The sequence below is a fragment of the Algihabitans sp. genome (genome assembly GCF_965226985.1).
Classification (GTDB): Bacteria; Pseudomonadota; Alphaproteobacteria; order Kiloniellales; family DSM-21159; genus Algihabitans.
In genome coordinates, this window is the sequence record NZ_OZ245712.1 from 256664 (window position 1) to 279910 (window position 23247).

Here is a 23247-nt window from a genome sequence, read left to right on the forward strand (position 1 = left end):
ACTCCCACCGACTAAGGAACGGGAGGCCAGAAAACGCGCCGCAGTGTACGTTTCAGCGCGAGGGATCGGCCTGCTTTGACGGCTGAAAGAGGAGACTCTGACGATCGTCTTCGTTCTTGCTGTGCTAATTGCGGTGCTCTTGCTTTGGGCCGTAGTGATCTACAACCGCTTGGTTGCCAAGCGGCAAAGCGTGGAGGAGGGCTGGAGCGGCATCGACGTGCAGCTTAAGCGGCGCACCAATCTGATCCCTAATCTGGTCGACACCGTGCAGACCTACGCCACCCATGAACGCGAGGTGTTGGAGCGGGTCACGACGCTCAGAACGAAGTCCGAGGCGGTGCAGAGCAGCTCGGCCGGGGAACGCTCTGTCGTCGAGAGCGACCTGAGCGGAGCCCTGGTCAATCTGATGGCTGTGGCGGAAAGCTATCCGGATCTGAAAGCCGACAGGAACTACCTCGCCTTGCAAGAGACCCTGGAGGAGATCGAGGATCATATTCAGATGTCGCGACGCTACTACAATGGCGCCGTACGTAATCTGAACATCCAGATTGACTCCTTCCCATGCCGTCTTGTGGCCGGGCGCTTCGGTTTCATCAAAGCGACCTATTACGAGGTCGACTCGCTCAAGGATCGCGCTGTGCCGAAGATCAGTGGCGGACAGGTCACGTGATCCGCCTCGCTCGACGGCGCTCTTCGGTTCCAGCGCTGCTGATTGCCTGTCTGCTGTTCTCGTCTCCGGTCGTGGCGGAGCTCGGCGGCGACCCTGATCGTATCTCTCGCTTCACTGCAGACATCGTCGTTCAGGAAAACGGAGACCTTCTTGTTACGGAGGAAATCGACTTCCTGGTGACCCCCGGCGGCCGCAAGCGCGGCATCTTCCGGGACTTTCCGACGGCCTACCGCACGACCTGGGGGCTCACCGAGAGGGTCGGCTTCGAACTGCTGGAGGTGACCCGCGACGGCAGTTCCGAAGCCTATCTTCTGCAGCCTGGTTTGGCCGGCCTACGGATCCGTATCGGCCGAGAGAGCGTCTTCCTGGACGAGGGTCTGCATCGCTACCGGATCGCCTACCTCACCGACCGACAGCTTCTGTTCCTCGACGACGTCGACGAACTGTATTGGAACGTGACCGGCAACGACTGGGGACATCCGATCAATCGGGCGGAAGCGCGCATTCGTCTGCCGGGCGACGCGGAGCACCGGGATGCAACGGCCTACACGGGTTACGTCGAGGGAGCTGGAGAGGACTTCACGCTCGGCAGGTTGCCCGACGGTGGCCTTGTTTTTAGGACAACCCGAAGCCTGAGTCCCGGCGAGGGCCTGACCGTCGCCGTGTCCTGGCCCAAGGGCTTCGTGACACAGCCAAGCGCCGCGAATCATCTTCGGGATGTTGTGCAGGATAATCCAGGTCTGTTGTTGGCCCTGATCGGTCTGATCGCGACCTTCACCTATTTCTATTGGCAGTGGCGACGGATCGGGCGCGATCCGCGCAAGGGTCTGATCATCCCACTCTTCGCACCGCCCGACGACCTGTCGCCCGCGGCGACGGGACAGATCTGGAGTCTGCCGCATGGCAGTTTCGGTCGGGCCACGGCTTTCACCGTCGCACTGACTAACCTCGCGATCAAAGGTTGGCTGACCATCGAAGAGGGCGACAATCGCTTTACGATCCGTAAGGGAGCACGCACGGCCGAGGGAGAGGACCCCGAAACCTTACCGCCCGGCGAGGCCGAAGTGCTGGAGGGTTTGTTTCCCAACGGCAGCGGCGAGGTGGTGATCCGCCCAAGCTATACACCGGCGGTCGCGGAGGCCGTACGCCGGCAGGCCGCCGTGTTGAGGGACGACTACGGACAGGCCTATTTCCGCGCCAACACCGGGATATGGAGCGCCGGCGCCGCTTTGGCGGTCTTGAGCGGTTTGGGCGGATTGGCGCTGCAGGCTTTGCCGGCTGGTGCGCCGGAGTTCGCGATCCTGCCGCCTTTCCTGGGCGTCTTTGCCATCATGCTTCTGGTCGCGGCACTCGTGGTCGGCCAGGAGTTCCTGCCGTCAATCAGAGAGCTGCTGCAGGGGCGCAGAAAGAGGGCGGGGCGTGCGCTGCTCGGCCTGTTGCTGATTGCGCTCCTTTGCCTTTTGCCGTTGCTCGCACTCGCGTTGGCTTCCCATGTCTTCGGCTGGCTTCTCGCCGCGGCTCTGGTAGCGCTTCTGGTTTCGACCGGTTTGTTCTGGCATCTCCTAAAGGCTCCGACGCCGAAGGGACGCGAAGTTCTCGATCGGATCGCGGGCTACCGTCTCTATCTCTCGGTCGCCGAGGGCGATCGCATGAACCAGCTCACAGCCGCGCCGGAGATGACGCTGGAGACCTTTGAGCGGCATCTGCCTTATGCCATGGCTCTGGGCGTCGAGCAGGAGTGGACCGTCCGCTTCCAGGCGACAGCCAGTGCCGCCAGCTTGGCGCAGGCCAAGCGGCAGCCGCGTTGGTATCGCTCTTCCAGTTTTCGGGATGACAGGCCGAATTTGGCAGGTGTCGGTTCCCGTCTCAGCGGCGGTCTCAGCCGTACGCTCTCGACAGCCTCCAGCCGCCCCAGCAAGAGGTCAAGCGGTTCGCGTGGCGGCGGATCCTCCGGCAGTGGCGGCGGTGGGGGCGGTGGGGGAAGCTGGTAAGACGGCGCCGCTCGATCACACCCAATCGGATTGAACCGTTATCGGTTCCGAACCGACTTACGGGCAAGTAGTGGTCGGACAAAACCGCTAGGACGCGAGCCGACAGAGTTGCCGGCCAAGCCCATGCTGCCGCATCGCGAGTGATGGGTGCGGGTGGCCGGGTCGTTGCGTCCTCTTGCACAGGTTGGCTCCGCTCCTGCGCCACCTTCGGCGCCGTTCTTGGTGTCGGCAAAACGAGAGGTCATTCATGTCCCGTCCTTTGACGTCCAAAGGTCTCTTTGTGTCCGTCGTCGCAATTCTAGGAGTGTTATCCATGCCAGTGAAAGCTTGCGAGGAGAAGTTGGGAATCGCCTACCAGACCGGCGGCGACGGTCGGCTGCATATTCTTGTCAACGAAGTCACTCTTCATCCCGATTTGGCGTCGTCGCAGGGAAACTGGATCGCGCCTGACTTGCTGCTGCCGGGAGAGAATACGTTGGAGATCGTACTGTCCGGTCCCGAGGGGGTGGCCAATGCCAAGACCGAGATCTTCGTCGGCTGTGAGGGCGTGTTTCCGGATGCGCCGGGAGAGAATGCCGAAAGCCTGCTGCTGACAGAGATCGATACGCCGGGCCGCGTGTCGGAGGCGTTCTTCTACGACGATGTCCCCGGTTACGTTTATCTAAACGCGGAGCCGACCGACGACGACGGCCTGGAGGCGGCGATCGAGGATCTGCGCAAGGTCGCTCGCAGCGGCGATGTCGCTGGCTTCCTGACGTACCATGACCCGCTGTTGCACGATGCGAGGCTCGTCCATCCAGAGCGGGAAGGTCTCCTCAATCATATGGCCATGCTTTTTCTGACCAGCGGGGACTTCGACGTGATGGCGCCTAAAGAGATCACGATCAAACCGGTTCTGGGCGGGCGCGCCTATCAGGCCATCGACCCGAGCGGTCAGGGACCACTGCGGTTTGTCGGGAAGGATGGCAGCGAGAGTGCCGGCCAGACGATTGCCCAGGCCCGTATCTGGATGAAGACGGCAGAAGGTTGGCGGGTACTGCGCAACTAGCTTTTGAGACGCGTCCGAAGACTGCCTCACCAGAGGTGCCCGGCGGGTCCAGCCGGGCATTTTTTTGGTCGGTGTCGTGGATTTCCGTGAACCCTATCGCTCTCGCCTTCGACCAAAGGGAAGACCGCGGCTTGGCCGCCTTGTCTTGAAGGAGCAGTGCGATGCTGTCCAAGATCTCCAATCTACTTACAGGCGCGGCCCTAGTGGCGCTGACCGGCTCTCCGGCGCTGGCTTTTGAGAGTGCAATGTTCTTCCCCAAGAGTCTCGATCCGGCAGCCCTGGTGGTGGTGAGCAACGGCAGTGAATACACCGGGCTGAAGGATCCCTCTGGATGGACGAAGCTCCATGTTCAGGTGGATATCGACACTGGGAAGGCCGGCCGCGTGAAGAGTTGGAGTTTCTGGCCGACGGTAGTCAATGGTAGCACCATTGCTGCTGAAATCGAGGGTCTCGAGCCCTACAAGAGGTCAAGGGACTATGCGGTCGGCGACCGGCCCAAGAGCGTCAAAGAGACGAGTTGGACGTCCATCCCGCACGCAGCGGTCGAAGCCAACGCGGTCTTCATGTGCAACGCGCTGGCGAACGGACTTCGCGCCGATGGCTTGTCGAATCAGGCGATCTTCGGCGTGGATCGCGAGGTGCATTTCGACGTCACCGCCGCCGGCGACGCAGAGACGACCGGGCCAGGATCGAATTCGCTCTGGGTTGCAAGTGGCGCCTACCATCCCTGGACCGTGGTCTGCGAGCGCTGGACCGGCCCGCAGCTTCCGGGTGGCATGAGTCAGATCGATCCGACCGTTTTTGAAGCGGACGACATTCTGGATCAGGCCGACGATATGCCGATCGAGATCATGGGTGGAACCATTGTCGCGCTGGATCCGCCCTATGTCGGGCAGTGCCCGGCCACGGCCAACTTCCGGGTCGTGTTGCAGGCGACGGGACAAGGAACCGTTCACTTGGGGTTCCGTGATGGAGCCGGCGAGCTCCATGAGATCACCGACCCCGGCATGCCCTTCTACAACAAGTCCGGCGATTGGACGCTCGACTTCCCCTACACCGTGGCATGGGAAGGCCCGAACCCGACGGCGACCAAGGGGCATTCGCTGCAGCTCATTGTGAACGGGCAGAACAAGGACGAGGCTCTGGATCACCTGAACACTCTGGAGCTCGGTCACGTCACCTGGACATCGCGTTGTCTGCCGAAGACGACGGTCGACCTGGGCGGCGCGGAGGATTCGGGCATGGGTAGCTTCGGCGCCGCACCGCAAGCCAACGCGCCCGGCGGGTCGATTTTCCAGCCGTCCGCTGGCCAACCCCAGCCGGTGCTGCAGCCTCGCCGGAGCTTGCAACTGCAGCCGGCGAGGCCCGTGCAGGCTCCAACCGCGACCTTCCAGCGCCAGCCGGCTCCGTCCGGCAGAGTGATGGCGCCACGTGTCGGCGGTCCCGGGGAGCCTCCGCCGCGCCGCCTGCAGCTCCGCAGCCAACCCGTCCCGCAGTAATCCCCCTGCCGGACGGCGGTGGCCCGGATCCGAATGCCCTCGGGTTCGGGCTGCTCCGCCGTTCAATACTCTCTCTCCATCTCCATTGTTTTGAACCGTCTTCGCCAGGTCGCCGACTTACGGAAGAACCGCCGCGCTGCGGTCCGGGACGACAGGGAGAAGAAAGATGATGATCCGTACTTCTCGTTTCCTCCTTCGAACGATTTCGGCTTTCGCGCTGATCGGGGCCGGTGCGTTGGTTGCTTCGTCGCCATCGGCTGCAGGTCCAATCCTCTGGGGACACGCCGAGGCGGTTCAGCTCGACTTTGGCCTCAGTGGACAGCCGATCGACGTCCGAAGCAACGGCGAGAGCTATACCGGCCCAGCTGTCCCGCCACTGAACTTCGACATCACCTACAAGGTTTCCGGCACCTCCGATGCGAATGTCTGGACAAGGGTCAAGGGCTTCTCGCTTTACCCTCGCTTCCTTCCCGCCAAAGGTACGGAGGGGCCGGAATTTCCCAGTCTTCAAGAGTATGGCATGTCCCACACTTGGCCGGTTGGTCAGAGGCCGAAAGAGTTCGAGCAGACGGTTACGTTGACGGTCTACGTCCCCGGCGTGGTTGGTGACTTCATGACCGCGCGTTGTAACGCCTTAGCGGCCAGCTTGGCTGAGCAGGGCCTAAGCAAGCAGGAGATCTTCGGCGAGGACCGCTTGCTCCAATACAACGTCGGAGCTGACGGGTTGATCTGGCAGACCGGCATCGCCGCCGAAACGAGCCAGATGGTCGGCCTGAGCGACCTGCTTCTGACGGTACGCTGTATGAAGTTCGTGCCGGAGATACAGCATCCAGATATCGCGGACGGTGTGGCGCCACTCCCTCCCTTCGCCGCTGACAGTATTCTCGATGAAGCTGAGGAGATGCCGATCCAGATCACCGGAGGCACGATCACGGCATTGGATCCGCCCTATGTCGGACACTGCCCGGCCCAGGCGGACTTCCGAGCGACCCTGCAGGGTACCGGGCACGGCGAGGTGCGGGTCTGGGCCTTCAACGAGAACCAGGATCCGGTCTACGTTTCGGGACCCTTGCCCTTCTATAACACCGAAGGCGCCTGGAGCTTCGACTTTCCCTACGACATCAAGTGGGAGGGTCCGCAATCGCTGGAAACCAAGGAGCATGTGCTGCAGCTGCGCGTCACCTACAAGAACAAGGATGAGCCCTACTTCCCGGCCAACCAGGTTGTCCTCGACCATACCTCCTGGAGCGCTCGTTGCCTGCCCAAGACGACTGTCGATCTCGGCGGTTCGGACGGTGGCGGTCTAGGGGCTTTCCAGCAGGCGCCGGGGGGCGATTCAGCGTCCGAGCTGACCCTGCAGCCGGTCACCGACTTGCCGAGCGCAACGATTCAGTTTCCCACGGCCGGACAGCAGCAGCCGTTGCAACGCGACCGCGTCGAACGGCAGCGCGAGACGTCGCCGCGTTTGCGGGAGCGGCGACCGCAGGCGCCGGCCCAGCCGATTCCACAGTGATCGATCGATTGCGGAGGTATCTCGCGAGCTTGGGGCGGCTGCCTCACCTCTCCGGTCGGCAGTAGGCCGCCACCCGCGGACTGGACGGCGGCCCGGGATCGCACGGTCGGATTCCGGGCTGTCACCGGTTCTGTTGTCGGTGGTTGCGGAGTTTGAGGAATACCTGTTCTGCATAAACGGGAGCAGGACTTGCCGAATACTTATCGGAACGAGTAGAAAGTTTATGGGAAAACCGCATGCCAACCGTTGGGGGGAATCTGGCATGTTTGCGGTGTTCGGGCCGATAGTCCGTAACCTTTGGGGGCGACTTGTCTCGCCTGGCTCGCTTGGCAGCCTTCTCGTGCTGGCCTCACTGATCTGCCTGCCTTTGTCTCCGCGCTTAGCGCTTGCTCAGAGTCTAGATCTCATCCATCCAAGCGGAGACCCCTACCGCAATGAGGAGCCCTTGCAGCTCCGGATTCCTCCCGACCTGCCAGGGATCGACTACAGCACGCTGCAAATCGAGATCGACCAAATCGACGTGACGGCGTTGGTAGAGGTTCAGGGCGACCTCTACCTCGTGACGCCGCCCGAACCCCTGACGTCGGGGATACATCTGCTGAGCGTGCTGGCCTACACTGATGAGGGGCAGTTCGTCGAGCTCGGGAGCTGGACCTTTACCGTCGAGGCCCTGCCAACCGCCGAGGCGGTGCTGGGCGATGATCTCGATGCGGAGTTCGAATCCAACAACGCTCTGGAGATCATCGGCCGCCTGCTGGAGGAGGGCGGCGGCCGCTCCGGTGATCGCTTTGCGGTTTCAGGTGGTGGCGGCAGCCAGGTCGAGGCCTATGGGGAAGGCAGGTGGCGTTTTTCCGGCGCCGCCAACTACTTCCTGGAAAGCGACAGCGCTGCACGCCTGACCGACGAGGTTTTCGACATCGGAGAGCATAGCAGCCAGCTCCTCTACGAAGGCGAAGAGCTCACGGCCGCCTTCACTGCCGGCAACCACGACCTGGGTTTCGACAACTTCCTGGCCTCCGGCTTCTATCGCCGCGGGCTCTCGGCCCATGGCGGTCTTGGGACAGGACGACTGAGCGGCCAGATCTTTACCCTCGGCGCGGAGAGCCAGGTCGGCGCGCGCGATCCTTTCGGATTGGGTGACCGCAGCGGTCATGTCCACGGCGGTGCCATCACGGCAAGACCCTTCGAGCTGATCGAAGACGACTTTGCGATCACCGGCTTTTACTATACCGGAGAAGAGGGTACGGCAGACTCCTTCGGCATCGAAGACGAAGACTTCGATCCGGGCGAGGGACAGGGCTGGGCGGTGTCTTTCGACTCGCTTTGGATGCAAAGGCGCCTCAGCCTGAACGGAGAGTTTGCGCGCAGCCACTTCGACGTCGACGGCGACTCCGGGAGCGTCAGGCAGGAGAGCGGCAACGCCGTGGCTTTGCGTGCCGGCTATCAGCTTCTGCAGGGAGAAGACTTGGCCGGCGAAACGATGGATCTTCGACTGGGAGCCGGTTGGGAACGCCTAGATACGTTCTTCGGCTCCGTGGCGAATCAAGGGGCGGCTGAGGATCGTGAGAGCCTCTTTGCCTCGGCCGAGTTGGCCTGGGGCGGTTTCTTCGGAACCTTGGCCGGGCGCGATGAAACCAACAACGTCGACGACTTGTCGGGCTTGCCGACCGACCGCTTGCGCAGCTTCGACTTCAACGGGCAGTACAGTTTCCTGCTCGATCCCAATGACGCTGAGCTTCGGGAGCTGCTCGGCTCGCCTTTCGCGACCTTCGGGGCGGCGCACTCCAGGCTGCGGCGTAAGGATACGCCGGACGCCTACGCCGGTCCCGATAGCGATAGCGATCTCCTCTCCTGGTACATCGGTGTCGGATCCAGCTATGACGACTGGAGCTGGCAGTTGCAGCACCAGCGCAGCTCTCTGGAGGACCGCGGCGCAACCGACGGCGACAGCGATAGCGCGACGACCGATCTCTCGGTTTTCTGGAGCGTCACCGACCGGCTCGGAGTTTCGTTGGGCGCCCAGTATAGTGGAGTCGAAGATTCCGGCGGCGACGGCAACACGGTCAATGGCTTGATCGGGTTCGATGCCGAGGTCGTTCCGGAGCGGCTGAGCCTCTCGCTTGACTATAATATGAACCTCTCCAGCGGAGACGCAGACTTACCCGACAGACACCTGGTGAACGGGGAACTGGCGTGGAGGCTGCGTGCTGCGGAGGCGAACGAGGCAGGGCTCGAATTCGCGTTGCGCGGCTCCTTTGAGACGGGGGACAGCAGCAGCGATGAGGATCAATCCTATGAAGCTTTCGCGGTTATTCGGCTCTTGGCGCCGGTCTCCTACTAAGGACGGGTGGGCTCTGCCGCGTCTGCAAGCCACCCTTCGCGCCGGAGCGCTGCTGCTTGCTCTGACCGCAGGGCTTCATGCCTGGCCGACGGGCGCGCGCGCGGAGGTGAACAGTGTCGGCGTCTCTCCCTCACAGGTCACAGTGGGACCCAACGGCGGCGCTGTGTCCCTGACCTGGCGGGTCAATCGCAGTCAACCGCGCGATCCTTTCGGGTCGACGGTTCCGGTCTCCGACACGACCCGCTCGACGGAGGTGCGGATCACGCTGGGCGGGCGGACCCTTTTGAGCCAGCCGCGCTTGCTCGCCCGGACCACCAGCATTCCACCGGATAGCAGCGAGACGCTCGTGTTCCGCGAGACCCTGTCGCTTCCGCCTTCGGTGGCAAGGGCCCTGGCCCAAGGCAGCGGTCAGTCCGCGGTGATCATTCGAACGTTCCAGGACAGCGGAGCCGCTGCGACCCAGACGGCGCGTTTAAGCCCCGGCGGCGGACAGGCTTTACTGGCCGTGCAGCGTATCGATCTTCAGTTCGAGACTGGGTCGCGCACCCAGGTGGTGGCGCGCGACGGCGGCTTACGGGCCGTGGCCGATGTCCGCTTCTCCGGCAGCGGACTGCTGCAGGCGGAGTGGCAGGTGAGTGTCGCCGACGGCTTGCGCGGTAGCGGCCGGTTCCGCACTTTGGCTTTGGTTCGCCGGCCGTTGCTGAGTTCCGGGACCGGGCGCTTGCGCCTCTTCAGCCCTCCTTTGCCGACTGAGTCGGCCGGTCTCTACGAAGTCGCCTTGGTGGTAACGGAGCCCGACAGTCTCACCGAGCGTTCGGCAATCCGCTACTTCGTTACTCCCTCCGCTCTGCCGCCAGTCGCCGACATCGATCTCCTGTCGCCCGTCGACGGTTCCGCCTTGACCGAGGCGACCCTCTTCTCCTGGCGCGGTTTGCCGAATGCGGCGGCCTATCAGATAGAGGTCTTTGCCGACGACGGGGGATCTCCCGCCGAGACGCTGCAAGTGCCCTTGCTGCGAGACGGCCCGCCGTCCGCCACCGCCCCGCTGTCCGGTCGCGTGGTGTCCGGGACAGAGACGCAGACGCGCCTCAGCCAACTCAGTCTGCGGCATCTGCCGCTGGGACAGGACTATCGCTGGCGCCTGCGCGCTCTCGGTTCCTCTGGTGAAGTGATCGGCGTATCGCCGTTCCGCCGGCTCTCGCGGCAATGACCCGACAGGCGGTTCCTCCCGAAGAAGAGAGTCACCGTGCCCTGCTGCGTCGCGTCGCGCAGCAGGATCACGAGGCCTTTGCCGAGATCTACCGGGCCTACGAGGGGCGGGTCTTTCGCTTCATCCAAAAGAAGTTGAACGATCCCTTCGAAGCTGCCGACGTACTCCACAACGTCTTCCTGGATGTCTGGAGGACGGCCGCAAACTTCGGGGAGAAGTCGCGCGTGTCGACCTGGCTTTTGGGGATCGCCTTCAACAAGACGATGGACCGGCTGCGCAAGAAGAGTCCGGTGACGGATCTCGACGACGGCGAAGGTAGGGAAGTTGCCAGCGACGATCCCAGCGCTCTGGACCTGATCGAAGTGGCTGAAGAGGCCGCGGAAGTGCGCCATTGTCTGGACAAGCTGTCGGCCGAGCAGCGCACGGTGGTGGAGCTCGCCTTCTATCAGGAGCTCTCCTATGCCGACATCGCCCAGGTCATCGGACGTCCCGAAGGTACGGTGAAGACTCGCGTGTTCCATGCCAAGCAGTCCCTGAAGCGCTGTCTGGTCCGCCGCCTGAGGAGGAGCGCATGACCCGCCGGACTCCGTCTTTCGACCGGGAAGTCGAAGAGCTTCTACCTCTCTACGTCAACGGAACGCTCGGAGACGCCGACCGTCGGCGGATCGATGCGCTGCGGGCGGAGAACGCCGAGTTGGACGCAGAAATCGCTTTTCTCTCCGCTCTGGCCCGCGGGGTAAAAGCTGCTGAAGACAACGATCGGGAGGTTCGCAGTCCCGGGGAGCTTGGGTTGCGCCGACTACAGCGAGAGCTCCGCACGCAAGACGAGACCGCTGGCCAGACGCCTGCTCCGCGCGCCGCTTCTCCAGCGGTTTCGGTCAAGGGTGGTCCGGTCGGACGCTTGGCCCTGGTCGCCAGCCTTGCCCTTGTGATCGGGCTCGGCGCCGGCATGTTGACCATGAACCTCGTCCAGACCGACCGCTTCACTGCTGCCGGTGGCGACCCGGGGACGGAGCGTGAGCGGGGCGGTGCCAGGCTCCATCTGGTTTTCCGCTCCGATGCGACGGCGGCCGACATCGAAGCGCTACTGCGCAGCGAAAGATTGGAGATCGTGGCCGGGCCCTCGGCCCTGGGGCTCTACACTGTCGCTGCCGACGCCCGGGATGGGGGGGTACAGGCTCTTTTACAGAGCCTGCGTGCCCGGGACGATGTGGTCGAGCAGGTGACGCTCGAATGAAACCCTGGTTGAATCTCCTGGCCGCCGCTTGGATCGCGATCCTCGCGGTCCCTGTGTCCGACGCCCTATCGCAGCCCGCGCGGCAGGACTCCGACGGAAGCCGCCTTTTGCCCGAGCGGCCAGGGGGGCCGGCCGCGCCGCAGCCGTCGCGACCCGGCGGACAACCGACTACGCCGCCGCGGCTCCAGCCGCAAGCTGTTCCGGTCGACCCAACTCGTCCCTTCACCATTCAGCAGATCGTCGCGGGGTGTCTGAGACCTGGTAGCCTGATCGTAGCGCGCGGCCGGAATCTGGCGGAGGGATTGTCCGGAGACGTCTCCGATCGCGAGCTGTCCCTGGTCCTTCGTTCGGGCGAGCAGTCGATCACGTTGGAAACGCTGCGCCACGGTGCGTCGGAATGGAGCGCTCGCATACCGCTTCAGGCAGACTTGCTACTCGACCGCAGTTATCGTCTGGTGGTTGTCCGCGACGTTCGCTTGCGCGACGCGATCGACCTCGGTGGTCCGCTCCGCGCCTGTCCCGACGCATCGGTGCCCGCCGTGGCCGATGGTGACTCCGGGTTCGAGATCCTGGCCACGGCACGTTTGCAGGGCACGGCGGTGCTCTCGCCTCTTTTCCTCGGTTCGGTCGACGCTCTGGTGGGCGATCTCGTTCAGCGCGATCTGATCTTGGTCGAGCGCTTGGATCTCGACGGGCTCGGCATGGTGCTCTTGCGGTTGGTGCCGCGCGACGCCGCGGCCCTGCCAGGCGGGATCGGGGCTTTGCTAGACGACTTACGCACCGCCTTTCCGCAGGTCGTGTTCGATTTCAACACGGCCTTCCGAGCGGCGGCTGCCCGGACCTATGCGGCGGCAATGATCGGCCTCGCACGGCCGCCGCCCGGCTGTCGGCTGCCGGCTGGGTCTCTGGAACTCGGGCTCCTGGACGGCGCGGTCGACTGGGATCACCCGGCGTTTTCCGGTTTGGCGGCCCCCTCTGCGGCAAGCTTCCTGTCGGGAGATGAGGCGGTCGGGGCGAGCGACCACGGGACCGCGCTTGCGGCCCTGCTGGTCGGCCAAGATCCCCACTCCGGGACAGCCGGTCTTCTGGAAGGGCAGCGTCTCCATGCGGCGGCCGCCCTGGCCGACTCGCCGCAAGGGCTCAGTACGACCGCCGGTCGTTTGATCGCCGCGCTCGATTGGCTCGGGCGGCAGAGCGCTGATTTGGTGCTCATGGCCCTGGAGGGGGAGGAGAATGCAGCGGTCGAAACGGCCCTTCTCGCCGCTGCAGACCGCGGCATGCTGTTCGTCGCGGCGACCGGCAACGGCGGAGCCGACAGCCCTGTAGCGTTCCCGGCTTCGAGCCGATGGACTTACGCAGTTACAGCCGTTGATGTGGAAGGCGCAGTCTACGCCCGGGCCGCCCGCGGGCCGGAGGTCGCTTTCGCGGCGCCGGGTGTGGATATCTGGGCGGCGGCGTCAGACGGTAGTCACAAGTACTATTCGGGGACCTCTTTTGCTCTACCTTTTGCCGCTGCTGTCCTTGCTCTGCATCTAAGGGAGTTTCCGAAGTCGGAGCGCGGCGGCCTCGCAGCCTTAACGTTACGTGGTGACCTGCAACGCCGTCTTGCTCAGAACGCTCTCGACCTGGGATCGCCAGGGCGTGATGAAATCTTCGGATGGGGCCTTGTTCAAGCAGCAGCCTGCTGAGCCCAGCGCCGCCGCGTCGCCGAGGCCGGCCGGCATATGCCTCACCAGCCTGCAGTCCAACGGGATCGGCCGACGCGGACGGACCCCCTGGCGCCGCTGCGCGCGGCGGAGAGCCTGACCACCGCCTCTGGCCTAGGTCGGATCCGGCCGCAGGCCCGGTGCAGATGAGACAGAATCGCCAAGCTATCGCTGGACGGCGGTCGCGGCGCTCCAGATCGCCGAGGTAGGCCGCGAGCGCGGTCGCCTCGGGGAAGTTGCTGTGGGCGGTGTTGCTGCAGGCGTTCTAGTCAATCCGCTGGGAGCGTCAGTTGATGGAGCGTCTGGAGTTCGACCTGCTGTTCTGCTGGTTCGTTGGTATCGGCATCGACGAGCCGGTGGGGGATCATTCAAGCTTGTCCGCGAACTGAGACCGACTGCTGAATGGGACGTTCGCGGTGAGGTTCCTGGCTGCGGTGTTCGAACAGCCTTGCGTCAAGCGGCTGTTGTCGAACCGCCACTTCAGCGTCGACGGCACGCTGATCGAGGCGTGAGCGTCGATGAAGAGCTTCAAGCCGTGAGGGCCGAAGGACAACGGCGACGAAGACAGAGGGGGGTCGCCAAGTGTCGCCGGACCAACTTTGAGTTCTGTCATTGCGATCCAACCCAATCTGCGTCCGGGAGTCAGACTGTACCCTCTGCACTCAGTTCGAGGCGGCGGGCGCGTTCACGCGTGGCGGTGCCGACTGACTCATGGATGGAGCGGGGAAAGTCCTTCGGCAGTTGGGTTTCAACTGATTTGAGAGCATCGTCGGTTGCTTCGCGGATATCGGATATCGCCTGGAGCGTCAGGCGCTTCGCCATTCGAGCCTTTGCCCCCGTTTGGATGAAGTGACGCCCCGTGATGTCTTCGATGCGGTACCGGTTCTTGTCGCCAATCGCCATGGCCAGCTTCATCTGCTTTCGCTGAATCAGGTGATCGTCAAAGCTCGGTTGCGCCGTCAGCACGTCATAGAAGGGCGTCAGCCGAAACCGGTTGCCCGGTGTAAGGAAGATCGAGACGTTCTTCGCATGGCCGTCGGTTGCGCCGATGAGCCAGAAAACGATCTGGGCCTTGAAGAAGGCGAGCAGATCCGCTTCGGGCTGGTCGCTGCCTTTCAACAGTCCGACGATGTCTGGTATACCCGGTCCCCCCTGGTTCTGATATTTGAGCGATGGCGGGACGGACAGCGCCTGACAGCAGTCCTCTTGCGGTAGACGCAGCAACTGTCCGTCGCGCGCCCAGCGCCGGTCGAAACGCTCGATCACGAGGACCTTCTTTCCGACAAAGTTCTCGATACGCGCTTCATTCACGGAAAGTCCGAAGGCTTTCATCAGCTGCAGGCAATAGAATTCGTTCTCGACGCTGTTCGAAAGGTTGATCCCGTTCGGGAGCTGGCCGATCTGTGGCTTGAGAATATGTGTCGTCGGCGTTGTGCCAATCGGTTTGAGCCAACGCCCCTTGTAGCGGAGCAGGGCGGTTTTCTCCTGTGCGCCGGCTACGGTTATCCGGAAAGCGTCGTCCTCGTTGAGGCCGAGCGGCGAGCGCGTCAGATTGCTGAATATCCGGCCGATCTTCTCTTCATCGACGGGCTGCCCTTCGATCTTGCCGGTGCCTTGCGCGATATCGTCCGGCGACGCGGCGTCCGGCAGAAACTGCAGCGCCCCGACACAATCCCGGCCGATGGCGGCAAGCAGGCTATAGGCATCGGTGCCGGTTGCGCCGACACGTTCGGCGACCCGCTTCCGCAGCGCATCGGAATCGGGCAGCAGGTTTTCGAAGACGGCGGCGACGGCTGCGCCGATATAGCGATCTTCACGGAGCGGCAGGGAAAGGGAGACGGGCAGCGCATGGTCCCAATCCAGCCAGCTCCGGTCGTAGGTGAAGTCGATTGCGCCGCTGCTTTCGCGGCTGAGACGTCCGACCAGCCGATTGTTGAGATAGACATTCACAGGGATTTGGGTACGACGACGCGGCATTAGAACACGTCCTCGATATCAGCTGCCGATCCCTTGCCGCGCGGCTTGATTTCGAGATCGAGCGCCGCCAGCAGGTCGAAGATCGTGGCGATCTTCGTTGCGCCCGGTCCGCCCTCGATCTTCGAGACGGTTTCCTGCCACAGGCCAGCCTTCTCCCCAAGCCGAGCCTGGATGAGATCGGTCTTGCGGCGCACGCGCCGCAGAATAGCTGCAAGCTGCTTCGGGGTGCGGGCGATCTGGCTCACGCGTCATATGCTCTGGCGCTAGAGATATCGATCAGATCGTAAAGTCATAATAGAATATCTGGATCACAAATTGGATTTACGAACGTTGGATCACTCGGCGGCCGGCCGGGTTGCGTTTCGACGGCGATCAATAACGGCCTGTGCGCACGGGCTTGGTCCCAAGCCCTCCGCGGTTTACGAATGCTGCCACACTGCGCTGCCGGTCACCCAAAGCGAGCACCGGTCGTTGGATGCACTGGCCCTGGAGATTCACTTGCCCTCGAATGGCCGTTGGACAAGATCACACGTGATCCGGGGTTCTCAACCCGGAGCGGACGCGCCCATCGTAGGTAGACCGCCAACGCGGGCAGACACGGACCGCGCAGATCGTCACAGGTTGTGACCCTCAGCTGTCTGTGATGCTCAACCGTCCTTACCCGACAAAAAATAGTTTGTGGGGTATGGCGATCCCAGACACGGACCGCGTAGCGCCCCGTTTACACCCATGACGCGCTTCAACTCTTGTCGGGCGCGACCGGACTTTGGTCAGTGAGGGTATAGACGCGAAGCGTCGGACTCCGAAAGTCAGTCTTCGCGGTGCATCTGGACAAGCAGTTTGTCGACTGCCTTGCGACATGCAATGCCGCCTAAGTCACCAGCACAGCGGTGCGGGATTGTCCACAGCATGGGAAGCCTGGCAGCTGCTTCCACGGAATGTATTAGGGTCTACGCAGATCTATCAGCAAGAAGGGTATTTCAGGTGAGATACTGGTAGATTTTGCTGGTTCAGAGCCCCGCGCGACGACCCCAATGAACCTTGTCGTAGTCTTCTCTCTCCGGGGTAGATGTAAGACCGCACGACGTTGCTGGTCTGGAAGCACTCATTGAAAGTGACATGAGCGTACGTGCCACGCGAAGGACGCCTTTCATGAGAACCCTATGAGACTCTTTACCTCTCAAGTCGTTCAGTCGCTCGCTCAGTCGACGCTACTGGTATGATGTAAGGCTTGCCGGTCAGGGGATGCTCAATGATCTCGGCCTCTATGCCGAATACCTCGGCGAGTATATCTTTGCTGAAGGCTTCGAACGGTGAGCCGTCCGCGACGACTTTGCGGTCGTTTACCACCACAATACGGTCTGAAAACGCCGTTGCGTGATTGAGGTCATGAACGACCATAACGACTGTAAGGCCGTTCTCCTTGTTTAGCTTCGAAACCAGTTCGAGCAGCTGCAATTGGTAGCCGACATCAAGATAAGTCGTCGGCTCGTCGAGCAGCATTGTGGGGCAATCCTGCGCCAGTGATAAGGCCAGCCAGGCTCGCTGCCGTTCGCCCCCGGACAAAGTGTTGACATCGCGGTCTGCAAATAGATGCAGACCAGCTTCGGACAATGCTCTGTCTACCGCTTCGACATCTTGGCGCCTTAGCATTCCCACGGCCCCGACATGGGGGTATCGGCCTTGTTCGACCAACTCGCGCACCGTCAGCAGTTCAGGCACAGAGGGTGACTGCGGCAGTATCGAAATCCGTTTGGCGACCTCTCGGCTCGGCAATCGTGAGAGCTTTTCACCGCCAAGCTCCACAAAACCTGCAAGCGGATCGAGAAGCCGGGCGATTGTTTTGAGGAGCGTGGATTTGCCCGAACCGTTTGGGCCCACCAGACAGGTGAATTCACCTTTTTCAAACGACAAATCTACAGCGTCCAGAACAGTGTGTGTCCGATAACCAGTCACGATCGAATGGGCCGAAATCGGAGCTTTGGACGCGCCAGTGGCACTATGATCTCGAGCAGGGATAGTGGCAGTCTCAGAAGCGAACCTGCTCATTTGTGACCCTTCCGTTTGTTCTTACGGATGAGATATATCAGGAAAGGTAAACCGATCAGGTTGAGGTAAATCCCAACCGGAAGCGCGCCAAGGTCGCGGCCTTCGAGGCCGAGAAACTCGAGTGCGTATTGCAGGTCGATCAACCTAGCGGCGGTATCAGCGCTGACGAGGATCGCAGCACCGGCCAATGCAGCGGCAGGCACAAGGCGACGTGTATCATTCCCGACAAAACGGCGGACGATATGCGGCCCGAGTAGGCCGATGAACCCAAGTGTCCCGTTGATGGCAACTGCGGCACCCGACAGGGCTACGACTGCAATGAGCACGATAACTCTATCCAGCTCTCGGCGTTGGCCAAGGCCGACTGCGATTTCATCTCCCAACTGAATGGCGTTTGCCCTTCCGATGGAGAGGATAACGAGCGGTAGGGTGAGCAGGATTGTGCCGCTTATCAGGCCGAGGTCTGACCAAGATCGGCCATCGAGACTGCCAGTTAGCCACCTGAGCAACTCGCTCACGTCCCGCTGATCGGCGAAGATAAGGCTGCAGGTGGTGACTGATGAAAATATCCCACCGACAACAATCCCGATTAGGATCAAACGTTCGGATTCAACACTCCCGACAGACCGACTCACAGAATAGACGATTGCAGCGGCAAGAAGTCCGCCCAAAGTAGCGAGACCCGGACGGATGAACCAAAGTGCCCCGAACGTCACCTCCGGTACCAAGGTGGCAAACATCACCACAGCGGCAACGGCGCCTTGGCTAAAACCAAGGATGCCGGGACTCGCGAGGGGGTTACGCACGACCGCTTGTATCAAAGCCCCTGCGGCGCCCATGCTGGCGCCAGCGATGACTGCAACAGCTACCCGCGGAAACCGGCGGTTCCAAGAGACCTGATCGAGGGGCTCTGCATTATCATAATCGAATATAAGCCCAATCAAGTCGGCGACACTGAGGGTGTTGAAACGCCCGACAAGAACTGACGTAGCGAAAAATGCTGCGATCACTAAGACGCTGACCACTGTAAGCCAAACGAACGTTCGACTTCGAGCTGTTCCGACACCAGCTTGCGGCCATGGCGTTGGGTGCTGCGCCTTTGACGATGCAATATCGGACATTTCCGTTAGGTCTTGTTGCGGCTGCGTCGCGTGGTGATCGATGACTTGGCCAAAGTGATCGCCACGGGGCCTGCGACTAGGATCGTGAATAAGCCTGCTGGAACCTCGATTGGAAAGGCGGCCAAGCGACCGATCGCATCCGCAGCGGTCACCGTAGTCGCACCCACAAGCGCCGACAGGGGCAGGGTTTGCCAAGCGTTAGTCGTGGAGATCAGTCGGCGAGCGACATGCGGGCTGAGCAATGCGACGAAGGCGATCGGGCCGGTCACAGCAACCACAGGAGCGAGCAAAGCCAACGACACTCCCAGCACGACGGCACGCGCACGCGTGACGGACAATCCAAGTCCCGCTGCCGACTCGTCGCCGAGAGCGATGACGTTGATCAACCGTCCGCACCCAAAGGCAATAGGCAGCAGGATCAAGACCCAGGGTCCGATTTGCGCTACAGTCTGCCAGTCGGCGCCCGAGATCGACCCCGTGGTAAAACGCATTAAGGTTGAAAAGAACTCGGTATGCGTTGCTGGGTCTGCCAATAGCAGCAGAACTGTGGTCAAGGTGCTGATGAACATTCCAACGATGACACCAACTAAAATCAGCCGGATTGGATCTTGCAGCCGGCCAGCCAACACTACCAAGATCCCCCCAGCGACTGCGGAGCCGATAAGGCAGGCAAGAACCGGACTGAGAGGGACCAGATTGGGGAAGAGCAGCGTAACGGCCACCGCAAATGCCGCAGCTTGAGAAATCCCGAGAAGGCTCGGATCAGCGACCGGGTTGTTAAAACCGGCCTGAAGCAGCAGGCCGACAATGCCGAGGGCCAGTCCCGCCATCGTTGCCAGCACGATTCTCGGTAATCGGATCTGGGTGATAACGAAAACGGTAGCATCCTCGACGGAACCGGGGTCGATCAACCCAAGTTCGGTTGCAAGGGCCCTGAACACCGTCTCCGGATCGACAACAGGTTCACCAATCAATGCAGTCGTGGATGCGACTGTGGTCCAAAGAACTAGGCAACATAGCGCGGCGATGAAGAATCTGCGCCAGCGCAAAACCGACGCGACAGAATTTGAGCTGCCCCATCCACCTTGGGCCTGCTTGGCTTGCAGCCCAAAACTACTCATTTACTGATTGCGATGATGCTTTTGGTATCCGGATCCCAGTCCTGAATCCGTCCGGGATCCGGCACACCGCTATCCTCGCCCCAAATCTCGTAAGCCCATCTTTGTGTGTGATACATTGTCTCGACCAGTGACCAACCGCGTGGATTGAGATCTGTGACGAATACCCTTCCCTCTTTCACAGCGGTCAGGTGAGCCCAGGCGTCGTTCTCTTTGACGATCCTGTTTTCGAGCGAATAGTCGACAATGCCGATCCATTGAGGATCGAGCGCAAGCACAGCTTCGCTGTTGACCAGATTGACTTCATCAACTGGAGAAACGCATTTCCCGATCCCGGCATTCTGCATCGCCTGGCAGGTCACCATCCGGGGACCGTAAGCTAGAAATTCTCCCGACCCTCGATCGAAAAAATAGCTGACTTCGATATCGCCAGCGCCGGGAGGTGCGACGGCGGCTAAAGCCTCCATATGCGCTTCGAAACGATTTATGATGCGTTCCGCTTCAGCGCTGGGGACGCCCATCATGTCTGCAATCATGCGGGTGGTGAAGTAATAGGCCTCAAGCGGCGTCGGCCGCTTGCCATTGAGTTTCTCACCAGGTTCGCCGCGCGCAATCCAAACCCATTGAATGACATCTGCAAGTAACTCAGCTTCGGGCGAGCGCGGCCTCGATGCAGCGACATAAACGTCAATGTCGTTGGCAACGAACCATTCTGGATTGAGATCGTTCGGTATAACAAGCGGGGTATCGCCTGGTGCATAGTAGAAAGCAGGAGCACCAAGCCCGCGTGCAGCGGCCTGTTTCAGCCCTAAGTCGGCCATTACAACCGAGCAAGTTTGATCGGCGCATGCGACCCGCGGTGGCTGGGGCAAGGTGATCGTCTCGCCCGTCAAGTCTGTGAACGTCACCCGGTTATCGCTGGCACCTACTGAAGCGTTATCTGCGTCCCCCTCAGTCTCTCCAGCGTCGCAGGATGACAGGCCGAGAACAATTGCGACAAGACACAAAACCGCAGCCGTCGACTGTAGCCGGCAATTCGATAAAGCCAGAATAGACAATACTTCAACTCCGTAAGGAACGCATCGAATACGCTTTGCCATTTACGATCTCACGGCAAAGCTCTTCTCACAGCCAGGTTCCCCAAAGCATCGTCGTGTCAGTGTCTCTTACAGGAGCCAATGCATTGTGAGCTTGGACGCCTTGGTTGCTATTTTCCCGACCTCGTTTGGAACAGAGATCGCTTCCTTTCTCGCGCGAACTTCGCCGAACCACCTCTTCCATTGGCGCCGCCGGCTAGAATCTTATGCGAAGGCTGCCGAAGGCGGTCAGCGGCGGTTCCGGAACCGCAAACGACGAGCCGCGGGCATTGGCGATCTCCTGATCGAACAGGTTCTGGACACCGGCTTCGATCCTGACATTCTCCGTGAGCGCGTAGGCGGCGCCGATATCGACGCGCACGAAGGAGGCGAGCTCCGTCCTGTCGAAAAGCACGGGCGGCAGAGAACCGGCGCGCAGCTCGGTGGGCGAGGAATTGATCCGGCGCGACGCGTATTGCAGGCTGCCGGTCAGGCTGAGCCCGTCCAGCGCGCCGCGGTCGAAGCTGTAGCGCGCCAGCAGGTTAACGCTGTGTTCCGGCACGCCTTGGGGTGCGTCGCCCACGGCGAGCTGCGACCCGCCGGCGCCGACCTCGGTCAGCTCCGCGTCGGTGTACACGTAGCTCGCGACGATCGACAGATTGTCCGTTACCGCACCCTGTAGCTCTAGCTCGACGCCACGGCTCTCTTGCGTCGCGGGGACGAAGAAGAACGAGTCGGTCCCGAACGGCACGTTCTCGAGTTCGATGTCGAAGACGGTCAGGGTCGCCGCGAGGCGGTCGTCGTTGAAGCCGTAGCGCAGCCCGCCCTCGATCACGCGGCCGGTCTGCGGCGCGAACGCGCTGCCATCGGCGCCGAGATTCGTGGTCGGCTCGAACGACTCGCCATAACTGGCGAACACCGAGAAGGGCACGTCGGCGAAAGGCTCCACCACGACACCCACCCGCGGCGAGAACTCGGTCTCTTGAATGTCCTGCACGGAACTGGTTCGTCGATTCTTGAACCGTTGATCCAGAAAGTCCGTGCGTCCTCCCAACAGCAGGTGTATGCGGTCGAACGCGCTCACCTGATTGTAGAGCATGAGGCCGTAGCTCTCGACTTCGATCGTCGTATCGGCGGTGAGCTGCAGGTCGTCCCGGGTCAGCACCGTCGGCGCGCCAGGATCGAACCGCGAGACCAGGTCCGGATTCGCGAAGAGGTTGGTTGCCCTGAACACGAAATCCCTGCTGAGACCCTGGTACTCGACGGACACCAGAACATCATGATCCAGCGGCCCGGTCGTGAACGACCCATTGAGGTCGCTCTGGATAGTGTAACTCTCCGATGTGAAGTCCCGCTGTCGCAGTGCGCGGAAGATCGTCTCGTCGGCGATCACTGCTTGGGGCAACCCGAGAAGAGCCTGGGCCGCCGCCGCGTCGAGGTCGGTCTGCGCGAGGATGAGGGCATCCAAGGAGAGGCCCTCGACGTCGTTTCTGATCGCGGAGCCGAACAGGCGGAGCGACAGCCCGTCGGTAATCTGCTGGGTGACTTCCGCCCGTCCGCTCAGTGTGCGGCTGTCTAAGGTCCCGACATCCTCGTCGCCGAAGAAGTCGTCGATGTCGGCGCCGAGGCGCGCGTCGTCGAGCACCGGCACGCCGGTGTCGAACACGTCGGACGACCACAGTGCCTCGCCGGAGATCACGACATCGGTGGTCGGGGTAGGCGAGAAGGAGAGGCTCGGCGCCAGGAGCTGCCGGTCCTCCGGGAACGCCTCGTCGAAGTCGTCGCGGAAGCGGAAGCTGTCGGCCCACTCCGCCGCGCCGACGAGCCGGGCGTTAAGATTCCACCTATCGGCCAGCGGTACATTGATGTCGGCCTCCTGGCGCAAACGTCGGAAGCTGCTCGCCTCGCTGGCGAACTCCGCGGAGGACGCGTCTGTCGGCCGCTTGGTGACGACGTTGACGACGCCGCCCGGCGTACCCTGGCCGTAGAGCGCCGACGCCGGGCCGCGCAGCACCTCCACGCGCTCGACATTGGCCGTGTCCGTTTGCTCGAACCCCTGGAAGGCTTGCGGGGCGCCGTCTCGAAGCACCCTGCTCTCGAAGCCGCGGACCAGGAACTCCTGGTTGGTTCCGCCGAAAGTGTTGACGATGGCGCCACCCGTGCTCAGGCGCACCACGTCCTCGAGCCTTGTCGCGTTGAGGTCCTCGATCACCTCGCGCGGCAGAACCTGAATCGGCAGAGGCTGCTCGTCCAACGGGACATCGAGCCGCGTTCCTGTCACGGACCGGGTCGCTCTATAGCCCTCTACGGGCCCCCTCGGATCCTCTCGCAGAGCGCCCTCGACCACCAGCGGGTCGAGGAGGAAGGTATCGTCACCGCCTGGCCGCTCGGACCTTTCGATCGCGACCGTCGCGTCGTCCGCGATCACATAGGTCAGGCCGCTGCCGGCCAGCAGACGGGTCAAGGCCTGCTGACCGGTCATCGTGCCACGCACGGCAGGCGACGACAGGTCGCGCGCGAGCGTCCCATCGACCGTGACCTGAATCCCGGACTGCTGGCCGAAGGCCACGAGAGCGTCGGTGAGCGCCTGCGCTGGAATGTCGAAGCTGCGTTCCGTCTGCAGCTGGGCGATCTGCGGTGCCGTCACCAGAGGCTGTTGGGCCGGAGCCGGCGTCGCCACAATTGGGAGGG

At 62.1% G+C, this 23247-nt stretch carries 17 protein-coding genes and 1 pseudogene; 11 read left to right on the plus strand and 7 right to left on the minus strand.

All coding sequences use genetic code 11. From position 1 onward, the window contains the following. Positions 1 to 133: 133 nt before the first annotated feature. The 11 genes and pseudogenes from ACO054_RS01160 to ACO054_RS01210 all read left to right on the plus strand — a co-directional run. Complete coding sequence (locus ACO054_RS01160; RefSeq protein WP_421708610.1) at positions 134 to 670, plus strand: LemA family protein; 537 nt, start codon at positions 134 to 136, stop codon at positions 668 to 670. After that, positions 667 to 2661, plus strand: coding sequence for a DUF2207 domain-containing protein (locus ACO054_RS01165; protein ID WP_421708611.1), 1995 nt, complete (start codon positions 667 to 669; stop codon positions 2659 to 2661). Before ACO054_RS01160 ends, ACO054_RS01165 begins: the two co-directional genes overlap by 4 nt. A gap of 247 nt (positions 2662 to 2908) precedes the next feature. Further along, positions 2909 to 3709, plus strand: a complete 801-nt coding sequence (locus ACO054_RS01170) for a nuclear transport factor 2 family protein (RefSeq protein ID WP_421708612.1) — start codon at positions 2909 to 2911, stop codon at positions 3707 to 3709. Positions 3710 to 3870: 161 nt separating this feature from the next. After that, positions 3871 to 5208 (plus strand): hypothetical protein, encoded by a 1338-nt coding sequence (locus tag ACO054_RS01175; RefSeq protein ID WP_421708613.1) that lies wholly within the window; start codon positions 3871 to 3873, stop codon positions 5206 to 5208. 169 nt (positions 5209 to 5377) lie between these two features. After that, entirely contained in the window at positions 5378 to 6721 is a 1344-nt protein-coding gene (locus ACO054_RS01180; protein WP_421708614.1) for a hypothetical protein, read from the plus strand. Positions 6722 to 7166: 445 nt separating this feature from the next. After that, a complete protein-coding gene (locus ACO054_RS01185; protein WP_421708615.1) occupies positions 7167 to 9062 on the plus strand; it encodes a hypothetical protein in 1896 nt (631 codons plus the stop codon). 106 nt (positions 9063 to 9168) lie between these two features. Beyond that, positions 9169 to 10272: a hypothetical protein gene (locus ACO054_RS01190; RefSeq protein ID WP_421708616.1), complete on the plus strand. Its 1104-nt coding sequence runs from the start codon at positions 9169 to 9171 to the stop codon at positions 10270 to 10272. Beyond that, positions 10269 to 10847, plus strand: coding sequence for an RNA polymerase sigma factor (locus ACO054_RS01195; protein WP_421708617.1), 579 nt, complete (start codon positions 10269 to 10271; stop codon positions 10845 to 10847). Before ACO054_RS01190 ends, ACO054_RS01195 begins: the two co-directional genes overlap by 4 nt. Continuing rightward, entirely contained in the window at positions 10844 to 11509 is a 666-nt protein-coding gene (locus ACO054_RS01200; RefSeq protein ID WP_421708618.1) for a hypothetical protein, read from the plus strand. The genes ACO054_RS01195 and ACO054_RS01200 overlap by 4 nt, the downstream gene beginning before the upstream one ends. Beyond that, the gene (locus ACO054_RS01205) at positions 11506 to 13197 is read left to right on the plus strand and encodes a S8 family serine peptidase (protein ID WP_421708619.1); all 1692 of its coding nucleotides are present in this window, start codon (positions 11506 to 11508) and stop codon (positions 13195 to 13197) included. The genes ACO054_RS01200 and ACO054_RS01205 overlap by 4 nt, the downstream gene beginning before the upstream one ends. Before the next feature lie 251 nt (positions 13198 to 13448). Next, positions 13449 to 13724, plus strand: a pseudogene (locus ACO054_RS01210) (transposase); the annotation flags it as partial. Between the two features lie 133 nt (positions 13725 to 13857). Here ACO054_RS01210 and ACO054_RS01215 read toward each other — a convergent pair. From ACO054_RS01215 to ACO054_RS01245, 7 genes are all read right to left on the minus strand, one after another. Then, positions 13858 to 15192 carry a type II toxin-antitoxin system HipA family toxin gene (locus ACO054_RS01215; protein WP_421708620.1) on the minus strand — a complete coding sequence of 445 codons (1335 nt, stop codon included), beginning with the start codon at positions 15190 to 15192 and terminating at the stop codon, positions 13858 to 13860. Continuing rightward, entirely contained in the window at positions 15192 to 15437 is a 246-nt protein-coding gene (locus tag ACO054_RS01220) for a hypothetical protein (protein ID WP_421708621.1), read from the minus strand. Before ACO054_RS01220 ends, ACO054_RS01215 begins: the two co-directional genes overlap by 1 nt. A gap of 928 nt (positions 15438 to 16365) precedes the next feature. After that, positions 16366 to 17241: an ABC transporter ATP-binding protein gene (locus ACO054_RS01225; RefSeq protein ID WP_421708622.1), complete on the minus strand. Its 876-nt coding sequence runs from the start codon at positions 17239 to 17241 to the stop codon at positions 16366 to 16368. Next, entirely contained in the window at positions 17238 to 18362 is a 1125-nt protein-coding gene (locus tag ACO054_RS01230) for a FecCD family ABC transporter permease (protein WP_421708623.1), read from the minus strand. The genes ACO054_RS01225 and ACO054_RS01230 overlap by 4 nt, the downstream gene beginning before the upstream one ends. 5 nt (positions 18363 to 18367) lie before the next feature. After that, complete coding sequence (locus tag ACO054_RS01235) at positions 18368 to 19483, minus strand: FecCD family ABC transporter permease (RefSeq protein WP_421708624.1); 1116 nt, start codon at positions 19481 to 19483, stop codon at positions 18368 to 18370. Continuing rightward, positions 19480 to 20580: an ABC transporter substrate-binding protein gene (locus ACO054_RS01240; protein WP_421708625.1), complete on the minus strand. Its 1101-nt coding sequence runs from the start codon at positions 20578 to 20580 to the stop codon at positions 19480 to 19482. The genes ACO054_RS01235 and ACO054_RS01240 overlap by 4 nt, the downstream gene beginning before the upstream one ends. A 193-nt stretch (positions 20581 to 20773) precedes the next feature. Continuing rightward, on the minus strand, positions 20774 to 23125 hold the full coding sequence (locus ACO054_RS01245; protein WP_421708626.1) for a TonB-dependent siderophore receptor: 2352 nt from the start codon (positions 23123 to 23125) through the stop codon (positions 20774 to 20776). Positions 23126 to 23247: the final 122 nt, after the last annotated feature.

Coding starts and splice junctions, on each gene's coding strand:
- ACO054_RS01170 (WP_421708612.1), top strand. CDS start 2,909: ATGTCCCGTCCTTTGACGTCCAAAGGTCTCTTTGTGTCCGTCGTCGCA.
- ACO054_RS01175 (WP_421708613.1), top strand. CDS start 3,871: ATGCTGTCCAAGATCTCCAATCTACTTACAGGCGCGGCCCTAGTGGCG.
- ACO054_RS01180 (WP_421708614.1), top strand. CDS start 5,378: ATGATCCGTACTTCTCGTTTCCTCCTTCGAACGATTTCGGCTTTCGCG.
- ACO054_RS01195 (WP_421708617.1), top strand. CDS start 10,269: ATGACCCGACAGGCGGTTCCTCCCGAAGAAGAGAGTCACCGTGCCCTG.
- ACO054_RS01200 (WP_421708618.1), top strand. CDS start 10,844: ATGACCCGCCGGACTCCGTCTTTCGACCGGGAAGTCGAAGAGCTTCTA.
- ACO054_RS01205 (WP_421708619.1), top strand. CDS start 11,506: ATGAAACCCTGGTTGAATCTCCTGGCCGCCGCTTGGATCGCGATCCTC.
- ACO054_RS01215 (WP_421708620.1), bottom strand. CDS start 15,192: ATGCCGCGTCGTCGTACCCAAATCCCTGTGAATGTCTATCTCAACAAT.
- ACO054_RS01225 (WP_421708622.1), bottom strand. CDS start 17,241: ATGAGCAGGTTCGCTTCTGAGACTGCCACTATCCCTGCTCGAGATCAT.
- ACO054_RS01230 (WP_421708623.1), bottom strand. CDS start 18,362: ATGTCCGATATTGCATCGTCAAAGGCGCAGCACCCAACGCCATGGCCG.
- ACO054_RS01235 (WP_421708624.1), bottom strand. CDS start 19,483: ATGAGTAGTTTTGGGCTGCAAGCCAAGCAGGCCCAAGGTGGATGGGGC.
- ACO054_RS01240 (WP_421708625.1), bottom strand. CDS start 20,580: ATGGCAAAGCGTATTCGATGCGTTCCTTACGGAGTTGAAGTATTGTCT.